This window comes from Sphingobacterium sp. UDSM-2020 (assembly GCF_016132525.1).
Taxonomy (GTDB): Bacteria; Bacteroidota; Bacteroidia; order Sphingobacteriales; family Sphingobacteriaceae; genus Sphingobacterium; species Sphingobacterium anhuiense.
This window is the reverse complement of the sequence record NZ_CP066166.1, coordinates 5487099-5502404: the sequence shown is the minus strand read 5'-3', so window position 1 is coordinate 5502404 and position 15306 is coordinate 5487099. Positions and strand designations below refer to the sequence as shown.

Here is a 15306-nt window from a genome sequence, read left to right as displayed (position 1 = left end):
ACTATAAAAATACTGTAATGAAAAAATCTAAGATATTAATATCCATCATTTTTATAACCTTTGCCCTAACCTCGTGTACAAAATATTTGGATAAGATGCCAGATGATCAATTGACATTAGAAATGGTGTTCAATGATAAAACGCGTACTGAGGATTGGCTTGCCGGTATATATAGTAATATTCCCGATCCCTATTGGGGCTATACCCGTTCGATCGGCTGGGATCCACTATCAGACGATATGGCGCCATCTACAGGATGGGAACAGTTTGGTTGGACCTTGCTTGCAAAACAAACCGGCAATTGGAATCCAACTAGTGATTGGGATCCTAATTATTGGAGCGAGCTACCTAAAAGAATCCGCTCTGCCTATATCTTTTTAGAACATGTCAAACCCAATGCCGCACAATTGGTAACCGAAGACGAAGTAAACCTGATGAAGGCGGAAGCTCGTTTTATGATTGCTTATTATTATTCGCTGTTGCTGGAAACATACGGAGCAATACCTTTTCAACTCGGTATGGCAGATCCCAATGGCAGTGAAGAAGAGTTAATGCTAGGTCAAACGCCATTTGATAATGTCGTCAAATGGATCGATCAGGAGCTATTAGACCTGTCTGCGGTGCTGCCTGCAAGCTACACCAATACACAAAAATATGGAAGAGCTACTTCCATTATGTGCTTAGCTGTTAGAGCAAGATTACTTTTATTTGCGGCAAGCCCCTTAGTTAATGGCAATAGCGCCTACAAATCTTTTGTAAATAATAAAGGAGAGGCCATTTATAATGCAACATTCGATGCAAATAAGTGGGCCATTGCCACCCAAGCCAGTAAATTGCTTATCGATCGTGCTGAAGCTTCAGGACATAAGCTCTATTATGAATATAATGCAGATGGAAGCATAGATCCATTTATGTCGTATCTGAATATGATGTTCAGAAGACCGCAAGATGGCAATAAAGAAATACTATTCGCAAGACCTAATTCAGATTTTGGTGAGTACGATCGACATGCCCAGCCTCGTGGGACAGGAGGCAATGGAGGTTTAGGAATCACCCAATCATTGGTTGATGCATTTTATATGGAAAATGGGCGTACCATCAATGATCCCCTCTCAGGGTATCGGGAGAAAGGATTTTCAACTGCCAATGAAATTCGGAATACACAATGGGCAGAATCCAAAGGAGGAGGTATTGTAACTCTACAAGGAACTTTTAACATGTACACCCATCGAGAGCCACGGTTTTATATTTCTGTGCTGTATAACGGCGCTTGGTTTAGGAGAGAAAATCGAACAACTGAATTTTATTTAGGAAGCTGGGATGGTGGACCGACACATGATGCGCCACAGAACGGGTACCTGGTACGAAAAAAAGTACACCCCGATTATGACCCTCGCAACGGTACGAATCCTTATCGGCCAGGTATTCTCTATCGTTTAGGAGAAGCGTATCTCAATTATGCAGAAGCATTAAATGAAAGTAACCCTGGTCACGCCGACATATTGAAATATTTAAATTTAATTCGGGAGCGGGGAGGTATTCCACAATATGGAACAGGGCCGTCCGCATTACCCGTTCCAAGCAGTCAAGAGCAAGTACGTCAGGCTATTCGTCAAGAAAGACGTGTAGAGCTCAACAATGAGGGAATTCGTTATCGCGATATTCGTAGATGGAAAATAGGAGAGCAGACTATTAATGGTAATTTTTATGGGATGAATTTTTCTGGTACAGAAAAAGATGATAACGATGCTAATCCGAAAGCGTTTTTCAAAAGGTCAGTATATCAGAAACGTCTTTTCTCAGAAAAAAATTATTGGTTTCCAGTACCTCAGTCGGAAATTGATAAGAATAAAAATTTAGTTCAAAATCCTTTCTGGGACTAGGGCAGTCATTATTGCATTTTTATCATGCTATTAATTTTATAGCCGTCAACACAAACTAAGTGTATTGTTTCTAAAAGTATCGCACTTTTGGAAATAATACATTCAGTTTGTATTATGTTTTCACAATGATGGTACTCCTTGATATTGAATTTATCATTTAACTATTTAAGGAAGTACGAACAACCCGTCCATTTAAAAAAAACTCCAACTTAAAAGAATCAAACTACTGTTATAAATAGTATTGCGGAACTTATGTATATTAGGCTAGTATAAGCAACTATAAGCCACAAGCACAAAAATGAATATAGAAACATTTTTCTCATCTATATTGATTCTTGAAAACGAGTCAATTTTTATGCGCCCTTTGACCATTCATGATATTGATACAATAGAATCTATTAGCTATAGTACAGCACTAGGCGAATTTTGAGCAAGAGTAAAAAACAGAAATGATCTAACAGATTATTTTAATTTCTGTCTTCATGCAAAACAGGAAAAGGAATTATACCCACTCATCATTATCAGGAAGGAAGACGGTGATCCAATCGGATTAACGATGTTTGGAAATATCAGTTTTCAGCATAAAAGATTAGAAATCGGATGGACATGGATTGGCGAAAAATATCAAGGAACAGGTATAAATGCAATTTGTAAAAGACTTCTCCTTGACTATTCCTTTGACATCTTAGATCTACGTCGAGTAGAATTTAAAATAGATATCAACAATCTCAAATCACAAAGAGCAATAGAAAAGATCGGGGCGGTTAAAGAAGGGCTTTTAAGAAATTACAATATTCAGTCTTATGGTGAAAGTAAGGAACGTATGTTTACAGTATTCTTCAAGAAGAATGGAGAACAATGCCTAAATGATCAGTAATGGAGTTATTACGCGGTGAAGAAAAACCATTTAAATTATCCATTTCTCCAAAATCTTTTTTCAATTATGCGAACATTTTCGGCGTCTTTCAGTGTTTGAAGATAATTCGATAACTGTAGCAATTCATCATCCACAGGGTCTCCGGTGAATTCAGCTACCTGGACTGCATTACCATAGTTTAGCATTGATTTTTCAGCTGTATCATCGATTATAAGCGTCCTTTCCAACTTAAATCCTTTTTGCTTGATTTTAGATAATCTTTTTACAAAGTAGTAGTCATCAGTCACACTTTTACGTTTTTTTGTCGTTCGCGATCTTCCCCAGACAAATTCAAATGTAATATGCGCAGGTTTGATTCTTTCAACCAATTGTTTTACATAAACATCGTCTGCCGAACTCCATATCGCTAATTTGAAATCCCTTGCTAATAACGTAAGGAAGTGATCTAAATAAGGTCTTTTATAAATGAAATATGAACCCATCTTGAAGTCTTCATCTCTTTCGAGTTTATTTTGCACAGCATAAAGCAGGGTTTCGTCTAGATCCAAGACTATTAGGGTTTCCATTTTACAATCATAAGGAGATTTTCGCAATATTTTACCCGAAATTTTCAGATGTCGCTAAAATCGGATCATTTTAATAATCTTCACTAATCATGTCCCTCATTTGGACCAGATAAGATTGATTATTCGAAAAAAGTATTAACAGATCACTGAATCTTAAATACTTTAATTTTTAGGAATAAGGCCAGAAGATTATTACTTTTACTTGTGAAAGGAACAAAGTAATTACAGTAATTTTTTTCTAATAAACATGCGAGATCTAGATGTCATCTATTCCAAATTTATTGAAAAGTTAAAATTAGTATTGCGATATATATTGGAAAATTTTGGGGAGAAAGAAATCTTGATGCGAAAAAACCAAGGACTTATTCAAAATCGAAATTTTGGCATCAAAAATTCTCAGATTAAAGGATATGTTTTTCATGGTTATGGTTGCGATTTTAGATTTAAAAATGAAGATGTGGATATTGAATTTGAAAACGATAATATTGGATTTACAGATTGGAGTTTTTATTTATTCGTGGATGGGCATAATTCAGAGATAACAGAAGCAATGTGTAAAGCATTTTTGAAAGAGAAAGTTGAAAAACAAGAATTAAGATTTCTAAATAGAATATATGAGATTAATGAATAGCAACTTTTATGAAAATGCGTTCTACATTTAAAGTTCAAATTACTTAAATTAATTTTTATATTCCTTAAGATGGAAATAAAAGGCAATAAAGTACACCTAAACCAATGGTTATTTCAACTTTGTAATATAGACTATAAACTATAGATCTATATTTCTGAAAAAATAAATCAGGCTATTAGTTATAGAGTCTCGGTGTCTGCAGAATTTTTAGGTCTTTTTCAAGTTTTTTTAAACGATCGTCATAGTTGGACGTTATTTGATCGACCTTCTGTTTTATTGCAATCCCGTTCTGGAAAGTAATAGTAGTAAATAATTTTATATCGCCCAAAACTTCTACGTAGTGTAAATCTTCGTTTCCCACATCCTTTTTCACTTCAGCAGAAGTTGATAATGGAAGGCCAAATTTTTTTATAATATCTTCTTTTTTCATACCAACTGATTGCGCATCTGCAAATCGGCTTTGAGGTATTGCTTGTCTTATTTGATTTTGAGTTGTCAAATGAGACGAAAAACATGAAGTTAGCGTGAAAATTAAGTAACCGCAAGAAGCTAAACTATAAAATTTTCGCATAATGATTGGAGTAATAATAAAACAATGGATTACTTATCTGTAACCGTAATTTATAAATATACAGATTGTTATCTTTTAAATCGTGAAGGTTTTCTTATGTCTATGTAACTTTTTATTTACTTAAAAAAAATAACAATTCTATTTCCGTAAGTTGTTTTATAATGTCATTAAAAAGAATATGAAATGGGATGATTTTAAAAACTTATTTAATGAAATACTGTTTTTTTAATTTTATGGTACTCTGCATATAAAAATATTATAGTATGTGATCGATGGCTAATAAAAACTGCCGCAGTTAAATCAGATATTGAAATGAATAATTATAAAATATTTTGTTTAGATAATAGTGAATTAGCACAATATGAAGCGTATAGCAAAGGTTACAGAAGCGATATTTATGTCTTATTAAATGGAGAATATTATCATTTGTACTTCTATAATATCATTCGTCTAAGACAAGATTTTGACTGTGAATTTAAAGATTATGGTTATTTCTCTGTAGAACCAAATTTGATATTGGTTAAGGAAGTAAAATTGGATTTTATAGAGAAAACGGTTCAGATGTTAATTTCCGACTCCTATTTTGATCGCATCAGGCCTGTTCAGATTCCCAGTCATCATGTGGAGCAACTTCAAGACTTGATCTAAATTTTGTTCAAAAATGCATAAACTGAGTAAAACATAATGCGAATCAATGGCTTTTTATGTTATTTTGAGTGTAGATTGCTCAAAAACCATTAACATGATCATTATCCTTGATCGCTATCTTCTTTGTAAGTCCAAAAGGGTGTTCCTTATAATCATGCTGCTTCTTAAGCAATATTATCTGCACTCGTTTTTCTTGATACTTTTAAAAGGCCCAGAAGTATTAATAAAATACCTGGGTAAATGTAGATATTGGGAATTTCGGATAAAAATAAATAGGCAAAAACAATAGCAAAAACAGGCTCCATCAATAGTAGGTTGGATAATAGTAACGGAGGCAATTTTTTAGACGCATATGCAAAGCCAAAAGTGGGGATGGCAGTCGAAAATATCCCTAGAGAAAATATACTCAAAATATTCACTCCGTTTAACTCTCCCAAAGGGAAAACCGTTTTGTCAAATAATAAGATATATAGGAAGATTAAAGCACCAAAAAGACACGTTCCCAAAGTTACACTTAAAGTATTTATTTGTTTATTTAAAACATTCTGAGTGTTGGAAATCATCACAAAAATAGCAAATAATAGCGCGCCGGATAAAGCAAAAACTTGTCCCAGAAGTGAAGATCCCGATAGCGATAATTTGGTGCTTAAGTGCGGGTAAAAAATAACAGCAACTCCCAGAATAGCAATGATAGTTCCTATATATTCATTTTTTGAAATTACAATTCCCTTTAATTTCTTAGATAATATAACAAAAAAAGGAGAGCTGCTAATCAATAATGTAACTTCTCCAATGGGAGCTAGCATAAAGGCAATCGTTCCAAAAAGATAAGTTAGAAATAATACTAAACTTAATACAATTATTGTGTTATTAGAGAAAAGATCTTTGAAAACCTGTTTAGTTTTTCCTTGGGCCAATAAAACTATTAATAAAACAGAAAAAGTGATCATAAATCTCATGGATATGATCAGCAATGGAGACTGCAAAGAGGAAAGTCTTATAAAAACGCCAACCAGACCCCAGCCTACGATAGAAGCTAAAGCTATTATCAAAAATGAATTACAATTACGACTAATGATCATTATCTTTCCTGATTAGAAGAGGGAATTTTTAAAACCTTATTAAACATCAAACTATGTATCTCCAATACAAAGAAATAACTTTAAAACTTAACGTTTTCAATATTAATAATAATTATCTCACTATTGTGAAAAATGTATAAATAATCTAAATTTCTTAATCTGTAAGATATAATTATCAGCTTCAGCGTTAGTAGCTCGATATATACTTTCTTATAATCAAATTAATATTTACATCTATAAAACAAAGCAACTATAAATTGCTAATCAAGGATCTGAAGAGCTTTCAAATCTTTTGAGTATTATCCATTTCTTGGTGATTTCGTGCATTCATGATCGAATCGTATTAAATATTTTAATACGATTTATTATCAATCAGATGCAAAACTCCTATAGCTTATAGCAGTTTTGCATCCTGTACCATTTAATTTTAATGCATAAGAAGGTGAAGCAAGACAGCTATCAGGCTAAATTTTCAAGATACAATAAGACCTCTTCCTTTTTTCTAATTGATACCGGTATCATTTCTTTATTGGTCATTTCGAGAAAACCCTCCCGATAGTATTTTTTTACATATAAGAAGTTTACTAAATAAGACTGATGGCAACGGAGAAAACCACATCTGGCCAACATGTTCTCATAAAGCTTGAGCCCTTTAGAGACCAGCACCTCTCTTTTATCTGTGAGAAAAAACGAAGTGTAACTTTTATCGCTTTTACAGTAAAGGATATCGTCCATCGATACGATTTCGATATACTCTTGACTTTTGAGTGCGATCCTTCGGTTCAATGGGGTTTCCGGAGAGAGGTAGTGATCTTTAGCTAGAGTAACACGTTCCGGATCCATTGTCATTTGCCCACGGTGCTGTCGGCATTTATCCAGCATATCATGTAGGGACTCTTTGTTTACAGGTTTTAAAAGATAACCAAGTGCTCCAAGGTTCAGCGCCTCAATGGCGTACTGATCGTATGCTGTTAAAAAAACGATCTGAAAATTTTCTGTTCCGATTTCATCAAACAATTGAAAGCTATTGCCATCCTTCAGTCTGATGTCAGCAAGGATCACATCTGGTTTTAAAAGAGGTATTTCCACTTTCGCTTCAGCGATCCCTTCGGTATAGCCAAGCACCTTGATGTCCGGCATTTCATTCAGTATCTGCAGCAGATGGCGCAGAATAATTTTTTCGTCTTCTAAAACGTAGACCTTTATCATAGTTTCCTTATATATTTTTGATAATGGGTAAATTTATTTTAATGCAAATGCCTTGTTCGCCAAAGGCTTTTTTTTCAATGAGCAAAAAACGTGCTTGCTGATTGTTGAGTCTATATAATAACTGCAGACGTTCTCTCAATATATCTTGCGCCAATGATTTCTTTTTCTGACTTGATGTTTTTTGGTGTGTTAGACCGCTTCCATTATCATCTATCGTTATGATAATTTCATTTTTCTCTAATTCAACCCGGATAATAAGTTCGCCCTTATAAGCAATATTCCTAAACCCATGTTCGATCGCATTTTCTACAAAGGGTTGCAATAACATAGGTGGTATAAACACCTCTTCGGTATCCAGTTGTTCATCAATATCTATGCGGTAGCCGAAAAGGTTGGGATAGCGCATCTGTTGCAAATGGATATAATTTTCGAGCGAGATAATTTCTTCATTTAGATCTATAAAATCCATCCGGCTCTGTTCCAATATATCCCGTAGCAATTGGGAAAACGAAGAGAGGTAACGTACAGATTCTGTGCTGTCTCCTGTTGCGATGAGACCTTGCAGGTTGGCGATGGAGTTAAAAACAAAATGTGGATTGAGCTGGGTCTGCAAAAGCTTATGCTCCAGTTTTAGCCTACTGTTATCACTGTGAAGTAATTTGTTTTTTTGCTTTAGACTTTTTTGCTGATATACGTTATAGATAAGTGCCAGTAATCCAGCTGCCAAAGCTAGACCTGAGAACAGCATATATTTCTGTTGCCTAATGATGTCTTCACTATGCTGATTTTTACTCTTTAAAGTCAAAATATTACGGTCTTTTTTTTCTGCTTCGTATTTCTCTTCTATTTCCGCAATATTAGCCGCTTCGATCTCTTTAATCGTTTTTACTTCGAGTTGGCTAGCCATATCTAAGGTTTCATATGCTTTTCTGTAATCACCTTGTAGTACATAGGCCTCGGACAAGCCTTTGTAAAGAAGATATCTAGGTTTATCTGACATATTCTTCTTATTCATTGCAATCGCTTTTTTATAATAATATACTGCCGAATCTAATTGACCGATATTTATAAAGCTTTTGGCTAAATTGTTGTAAGCTACATCATGAATATCGTTGTTTTTTTCTAAAATGGAAACAACCGCTCTGCTCATCTTTAGACTTTCATCATAGAATCCCATGCGGGCGTAGATTTGCGCTTCGTTGTCGTAGGTACGTGCCAGAGCGAGGTTATCGTTAGAGGCTAATGCCAGCTGTTTTGCCAGTTTGTTGTATTTTGCCATTTTTTCATAATCATCCAGTCGGGATGCTAGCAAGAATATCATATCGTAGTAGCGTCGTTTGACAACAGGGTGCTGCTTATAGGGGTGAGCGTGATAATATTTGTCCACATATATTGCCGCCGCCTTTTCGTTTTTATTCTGATAAAATGACTTAGCGGTGAGGTCATAAAAAAGGTAAGTGATCCTACTGGATGCATTTTCTGCTTTTTGCAGGAGCTCTTGTATTTTTCTCATCACTGCAGCATCTACGACATTACTTCCTCTTGTCTGTTGTTCCAGCGAAGCCCATTTTTTTAAAAAATAGAGATCGCCAGATTGATGTCCTACTTTCATACTATCCAGCAAGATAGACGCATTTTGAAAGTTGTTATCCCAATAGTTAAGCTTTGCTTGAAAGAAATAATGCATCGCTATTGCGACGCTATCTTTACTTCTTGAAAGGATACGGTCTTCTGATGTTATGGCGTTTATTTTTGCCACTAAAGGTAAAGTATCCGTGCTTATAAGAAAGGCGATATAATCTTTTTTTGAAATGTTGTTTTCCTTTTCTGTTACACTAGAAGAACGATTATTTTTACCGCAGGAAAACAGCAGCAGTGTAAGTAAAAAGACAGTTATATCATTTATTTTGGAAGAAGGCATACTAGATGAATATAATTATATTTAAAGATAATGGAAAGTACCCGTACTATCGAAAAATTAGCTCAATCTGTCGCTCGCCCATCTCGCTGGTATAGGGTTGTATGGTACATACTTTCCGAGGCTAGCTAAAAACTCAGGTTTAGACCAAGCATAACCTGTCTTGGACGTAGCGCATAAGATTGGGTGGACTGATGGCTGTCCGAAAGCACAGATTGCGTAAATGTATCTACATTGAAGATGTTTTTTGCTGTAAGTTCCAATTGCATTTTTTTTAGGATAAAATACTGTAGAGAAAAGTCCGAGAACAGATAATACTGGCCTGAGCTGTACTGCCCTTTTTCGAATCGGTACAATTCGTTTTTCAGTGATGTACGTATTTTTTTACTCAAGCGGGCATTGATGTTCGCTTCAAACTTAGACTGGACAACGCTTCTTGTTGATCCATTTCGAAGTATTGAATTATAGAACTGCAGTCCAGTAAAAATATTGATCGGACTCTCCCAGACGCTTCGGTAATCAAGACTAACCTGGTAAACTGCCGTTTGTATCGGTAGGGGTGGAAGTCCTTTGACCTGCGTCTTGTAATTCGCCAGCTGACCATCCCCGGTAAGTCGTATATTACCTTTTATTCCAGCGACGAAATAGTTCAGCTGCGCATTAAAATAAGTCAGCGTTCTGTTTTTAAAAAGAACAAGATTGTTGCGGTTGTAGTCAGGATTCAGTTCTTGCTGTTGTCCGATGTAATCGAACTGCTGACTATATCCACCCGATAAAATTATATACAGTTTATCCGTCATTTTACCTAAAGTATAGACAGCATTGACACTAAATATATCCAGGATGGGATTTTCTTTTAAACCGCTTGAAAAAGTCCGGTTTCCTTTATAAACAAAGTTGGGTAGTACATCAAGAACATTTTGCGACATATTCATTTGGTAGGAAACTTCACTGCGCAGTTCCCCCTTGCTATGTGTTTTCCATAGAATAGTCGTTTTTGGAGACCATAATTTATTTATGCTGGACTGGGCCTGTGGAGCAAGCTTGTCCTGTAAGGTAGAGTGAAGCAGGCGTGCTGTGATGCTCGGTGTCAACTCCAGCCTTCGGGATTTCCAGGTATATTGTGCAGATAATGCTGTATTGTGTTCTTCAAAATTCAACCGATTAAAAAAATCCTTTGGACGATAAGTTTCTCCAGAACCATTCATCAGATAGAATGCTGAATTGAAGCCACGAAGCGTAATTTCATGCGCTATCGAAGCACTGAACGGGTTGCCTTTCGCATCGCGCTTTACTAACTCGGTGATCATTCCATAATAATCCACATTATTTTCAGTATCCTGCCAAACGTTTTTGATACTATCAGCCTTTATACCTTCAGCTTCGAATAGATCGCCATACAGGTACTGGTCTACCGCATAGTTGATGGGGGAACGTTGCCTGATCCAGCGGAATGAAGAGACCAGTACGGCACGTTCGGCTAATTTCTGCGTGTAGCTCAGTAAATGGTTTGAAAGGAGGCTTCGTTTTTTGATGGTTTCCAATGATCCGATACCATTGAAGGTCAGTTCGCCGATATCATTAGCTTTGATATTGCCCAATGTACCTATATATGTAATGGTCGAATTTTTACTCGGATCATATTGCATCTCAATTTTGCTGAAATAATTAATATCCGAATTGGTGTAGTGAAGATCTTCGTGATTTGTGAATTTTACATCTTCAATTGCGTATTCGGATAAGCTCCGCCTGACAAAAATATTTTTCTTACTATTGCCAAAACCCAGCCATTTGATCTTTAGGTCTTTTCTTGGCGAAAAGATACCGTTGAAGGAGAGGAGCTTGTCGTTGTTGAAGTTTGAACGTTGCGGGTCAAATTCATTTAAGCTCGGTTTGTTCTCCAGTAGGGAAGGAGTTGAAACCTGGAGACCTACCTGACCAGGTTCATTTGGATCCTGGCTCAAGATCAGATGGTCTATACCACGTAGAGTCTCCAGACCATTATTGTTGGCCGATCCCAGTAGATAATATTTTGTTTTTTTTCCAAAATTCATCAGATTAACCTGTGCATTGTAAAATTCAGTAGGGATTACACTTGCTGCCGCATCGATACTGCCTACCCATTGTGATTTACTTTCACTTTTGAGGGTCAGGTTGAGGGCTATCTTTTCAGAATGTTCAACTCCTTTCAGGTGCTTATTGTTTGAGTATCGCTGCAGCACCTGTACCTTTTCTATCGGATGTACGGTGAGGTTCTGCGTGAGCAGTTTGTAGCCTTTTCCAAATAAATCATCTCCTTCCACCATAACCTTTTCAATCTCTTTGTTACCCACTTTGATCGTACCGTTTTCACTGATCTGCATACCCGGAATCTTGCGCAACAGGTCTTCAACAGTACGTTCTTCGCCCTGCAGATAGTTTTTGGCATCAAGTTCAATAGTATCGCGCCCGGCCCTTATAAATTTTTTTGGTGCTACATATACCTCCTGCAACTGTATACTGCTTTCTTCCAGCTCGATTGAAAGTTCCAGCGTATCTGAATTGAGATGAATGGATCTGCTGAGGGACTTGTAGGCCAGCGACTGAAAAAGAAGTGTATAATTTCCATGACTTACCCCTGAAAAGAGGAACATGCCTTTAGCATCTGTAAAGGAGTAATGCGAGCCTCCAGAACCATTTTCAGCAACGAGATTGACGCGAATACCAGCTGGGATAGACGATGGTGCAGTTACCTTACCCCGTATCAAGGTTTGGCAGTAACTTTGTGAAAACTGTATTAAAAATAACAGCAACAAGCTAATTCGAACCATGCTCCCATTCATACACCTGCTCTACTGTGCCTCGGGTCTTCGTTTTATTTTCGGTACTGAATTCTACGCCTTCAGGAAGCTTGGATCGCATAATGCGCATCTGCTCTGCAATCTTCCTTTCATGTTGCTCCACATATTTTTTCAGTGACATCTTAGGCAACGTTTGTATATAGTTACGGTCTACAGGAATCTGACCTTCGAAAGGATAGGAAACTTTTTTTAGCAACCAATAGTGCGGATGAGCACTTTCGGTGTATAGCATCACAATAAGACCAGGAAGCCCTCCAAATTTGTACGGTCCGGCCGGTACAGGGATAGACGGGTCATAATAGGCTACTACTTTTGTACCACGATAGTCTGCGGTCGCTTTTTTACACATTTTATTTCCGAATTTCTCCTCTTCCGGGTAATCGGTATTCCAGTTGATCGCTTTAAAGGTGTGATCTTCTACCAGATAGTTTTTACTATCCAGTGATCGGGTTTCTATCAGTCCCTTTTGTTTAGGATCCTGGATAACAATTTTACGGAATATTTTGCCAGCGTCCAGCACAACAGAAAGCTCACTCGACTCCATTTCATCTTCAGACTGGCCTGTGGTTGTTTCTTTTTTTAGCGAAATCGAGTCGCGGACCGCAATCTTTACCGTTCCGTCATAATAGACATCCTCTTTAAAGGTGGCGACGGGCGAAGGAATATATTCGTAACTCGCCATCAGCTGTTGGGCTTTCGAAGTTAGACTTCCGCTTACCGCTAAAAGCAGTAAAATTACATTACGTATCATGGGTATTATATTTTAATTGTAGATTCGGTTATAGCGCGTACGAAGAGCACTATAAATATGATCTGAGCCATAGAAAAAATAACACTATGGCTCAGATTAGAAAAGCTTTTTAATTAAGGTTATTCTAGTTCATCGAAAAACCTTGATCAGTGTACATTTTTTTTATGGCTTTAAAGAACGTGTGGCACGAGCCATTGGTCGTTGTATGGTAAACATCGTAACCTACAGCATCACCGTTCACATAAACGGTTACTGACATTGTGCATTTCCATGCCTTTTCGATCTTTACTGCAGTTTCTTTAGAAACAAGTTTAGTACTTTTTTCAGCAGCCATGCTCGAAGCACAAAGTCCAAATGTGGCGATAAGTGCAAATAATAGCTTTTTCATCTTGTGTAATTTTTAGTGTAAAATCAGTTGTTCTTTTAATTAAGTTGATATCCTTGCGATGTGTAATACGATCGCATAGTTTTGAAAAATCGGCCGCAAGATCCACTACCTTGGTAGGATAATGTGACTTCCGAGTCTAAAAAATTTCCGTTGGAGTCGTAGATATTTAGCGTATACTCACAGAATATTCCCGCATCTTTAACTTTTTTCGGCATTTTACCCGATCCCGCAAATGCAGCAGAGGACACTAGTCCGATAGCGCAAAGAGTCATTAAAATCTTTTTCATCTTCTTGTTTTTAAAGGTTATTAAGTATAGTTCCTACAATCAAATATAAATAGGGGAAAAGGGGGAGCCTACTGCTAAGCTATATTCGTTATAAAGTGTGTGATATTCGCTGTCGCTGGACCAAAATACGTTAGTAGGATGCTGCATGGCTAGGTAGTTATACGCACAAGGCTTAAATGCTCTTTAAAAACCTGGCGATCGCGTAGCTATAGCTTGAACGTGGATTCAAAACCCCGACGCAATGTAATTGCTATTTTGATTATTTCTATTCGTGTATGAGGATCGTTAAATTTTGTCTTTTATAACGATAGACTTGCGAGGGTGTGTCGTAAGTAGCTTTTAGCTAGCTGTCTGAGCGAGGCTTGTTAGCGCTTTTATGATTGGGGCTAATTAATTTTTTTAATTTGAAGACGTCGGAAGCTTCTCTTTCTTTTATCCTTAGGCAGTAGAAGCAGTAGCTCATGTCTCAATGGTTCTTTATAACTATTTTTTTTATTTATGTATAAGAGACATTTATTTATGATGTTTCTTTTAATCTGTAAAAAAAATGTATAATTTAGCGTAACACAATATAAAAACTTTAATTCGGTACCCCATTCCGATCATTAAAGGCTCTAGAGCACCTTCTAGAGCCTTTTTAGAGCAGATGAAAAGCAGTGGGATTTGAGATCTCGCCGATAGGCTGCTTTTACTGTCCGACCCTTTTAACAACCATTCATTTCAAATGGATATTTAATGCTGTTCTGCGTTGTTAAATTGCCAAAACACATGAACAATTTTCCAGGATCCACTAAGTTTAACAATATGCATTGTACTTATGGGGTTGATAGTTGTATGTTTATGATTTTAAACGAGACTGGCGAACCGAAGAGGGTTAGTGTGAACGATGACTAAGTTTATGATTAATAATTCCGTTCGCTATACGCATTCAATGCTTATTGATAATAAGTTTATTAGACACTTTCTGTTAGGAATAATGATTCGTCATAAACTGTTCTAATTCTCCCTTATCATATAAAACAGGTCCGTGTCCAAAACAAATAATCTTGGGCTTTAGGTTATAAATTTTTCGAATAGATGTTAGGTTCAATTTCCTATCCTTAGTAAATAGATCGGGCGGTTGGCTTAATCCGGAAACAGTGGTTACTAAATTCATATTCACAAGCACATCACCAAGGATTAAAACCCGATCTTCCTCTCTAAAAAATGAAATATGCCCCGGTGAATGTCCAGGAGTTTCGATAACAATAAAACTACCAATCGTGTCGCCCTCCTTTAAAATGCGGGATACATGATGACCTTCTCCTGCCCAATAATGTTGTTGAAACCGAGCAATAAAATGCCTTTTATCCGGATATTCATTCGTGACATTTCCTGATTCCGCATTATTTTTTTCAAATTCAGAAGTCCAGAGTGGAATCTTTAACGTGTTGCATAGCACAGCAGAACTTCCCTGATGGTCAGCATGGGCATGAGTTAAGGCATGGGTGGTGATTTTTTTATATTTAAGTGCCTGTAGTATGGTTTTGCTTGAACTTCTTATTCCTGCATCAATCAGTACATCGTCAATGATATAGCAGTTGATACTGTTTCTTGGTAGCACCGGAATTTGGTATACATTTTTAGCGATCTCTTTCATTTTTGTATTTTTTTAT

Annotated in this window: 13 protein-coding genes and 1 pseudogene; 4 read left to right on the top strand and 10 right to left on the bottom strand. The window is 36.6% G+C overall.

The window, feature by feature from the left end; genetic code table 11:
- Nucleotides 1-17 precede the first annotated feature (17 nt).
- Nucleotides 18-1883 carry a RagB/SusD family nutrient uptake outer membrane protein gene (locus JAZ75_RS23245; protein ID WP_168125917.1) on the top strand — a complete coding sequence of 622 codons (1866 nt, stop codon included), beginning with the start codon at nucleotides 18-20 and terminating at the stop codon, nucleotides 1881-1883.
- A 451-nt stretch (nucleotides 1884-2334) separates the two neighbouring features.
- Nucleotides 2335-2760, top strand: a pseudogene (locus JAZ75_RS23240) (GNAT family N-acetyltransferase); the annotation flags it as partial.
- 35 nt (nucleotides 2761-2795) lie between these two features.
- Here the strand turns inward: JAZ75_RS23240 and JAZ75_RS23235 are convergent.
- On the bottom strand, nucleotides 2796-3326 hold the full coding sequence (locus JAZ75_RS23235; RefSeq protein WP_208698881.1) for an HAD family hydrolase: 531 nt from the start codon (nucleotides 3324-3326) through the stop codon (nucleotides 2796-2798).
- 247 nt (nucleotides 3327-3573) lie between these two features.
- Between JAZ75_RS23235 and JAZ75_RS23230 the strand changes: the two genes are divergently transcribed.
- Nucleotides 3574-3957, top strand: coding sequence for a DUF6896 domain-containing protein (locus JAZ75_RS23230; protein ID WP_132846005.1), 384 nt, complete (start codon nucleotides 3574-3576; stop codon nucleotides 3955-3957).
- Nucleotides 3958-4132: 175 nt separating this feature from the next.
- Here JAZ75_RS23230 and JAZ75_RS23225 read toward each other — a convergent pair whose 3' ends face one another.
- Complete coding sequence (locus JAZ75_RS23225; protein ID WP_208698879.1) at nucleotides 4133-4528, bottom strand: hypothetical protein; 396 nt, start codon at nucleotides 4526-4528, stop codon at nucleotides 4133-4135.
- A gap of 312 nt (nucleotides 4529-4840) precedes the next feature.
- On the opposite strand from JAZ75_RS23225, the gene JAZ75_RS23220 reads away from it, so the two are divergent.
- Entirely contained in the window at nucleotides 4841-5176 is a 336-nt protein-coding gene (locus JAZ75_RS23220; RefSeq protein ID WP_208698877.1) for a hypothetical protein, read from the top strand.
- A 164-nt stretch (nucleotides 5177-5340) separates the two neighbouring features.
- Here JAZ75_RS23220 and JAZ75_RS23215 read toward each other — a convergent pair whose 3' ends face one another.
- From JAZ75_RS23215 to JAZ75_RS23180, 8 genes are all read right to left on the bottom strand, one after another.
- Entirely contained in the window at nucleotides 5341-6258 is a 918-nt protein-coding gene (locus JAZ75_RS23215) for a DMT family transporter (protein WP_208698875.1), read from the bottom strand.
- Between the two features lie 459 nt (nucleotides 6259-6717).
- On the bottom strand, nucleotides 6718-7467 hold the full coding sequence (locus JAZ75_RS23210) for a LytR/AlgR family response regulator transcription factor (protein ID WP_221197848.1): 750 nt from the start codon (nucleotides 7465-7467) through the stop codon (nucleotides 6718-6720).
- Between the two features lie 7 nt (nucleotides 7468-7474).
- Nucleotides 7475-9388 carry a histidine kinase gene (locus tag JAZ75_RS23205; RefSeq protein WP_208698873.1) on the bottom strand — a complete coding sequence of 638 codons (1914 nt, stop codon included), beginning with the start codon at nucleotides 9386-9388 and terminating at the stop codon, nucleotides 7475-7477.
- A 125-nt stretch (nucleotides 9389-9513) separates the two neighbouring features.
- Nucleotides 9514-12195, bottom strand: a complete 2682-nt coding sequence (locus tag JAZ75_RS23200; RefSeq protein WP_208698871.1) for a carboxypeptidase-like regulatory domain-containing protein — start codon at nucleotides 12193-12195, stop codon at nucleotides 9514-9516.
- Entirely contained in the window at nucleotides 12182-12976 is a 795-nt protein-coding gene (locus JAZ75_RS23195) for a GLPGLI family protein (protein WP_208698869.1), read from the bottom strand. Before JAZ75_RS23195 ends, JAZ75_RS23200 begins: the two co-directional genes overlap by 14 nt.
- 124 nt (nucleotides 12977-13100) lie before the next feature.
- The gene (locus JAZ75_RS23190) at nucleotides 13101-13364 is read right to left on the bottom strand and encodes a hypothetical protein (RefSeq protein WP_208698867.1); all 264 of its coding nucleotides are present in this window, start codon (nucleotides 13362-13364) and stop codon (nucleotides 13101-13103) included.
- A gap of 35 nt (nucleotides 13365-13399) precedes the next feature.
- On the bottom strand, nucleotides 13400-13651 hold the full coding sequence (locus JAZ75_RS23185) for a hypothetical protein (RefSeq protein WP_208698865.1): 252 nt from the start codon (nucleotides 13649-13651) through the stop codon (nucleotides 13400-13402).
- A 967-nt stretch (nucleotides 13652-14618) separates the two neighbouring features.
- Complete coding sequence (locus tag JAZ75_RS23180) at nucleotides 14619-15290, bottom strand: MBL fold metallo-hydrolase (protein ID WP_208698863.1); 672 nt, start codon at nucleotides 15288-15290, stop codon at nucleotides 14619-14621.
- Nucleotides 15291-15306: the final 16 nt, after the last annotated feature.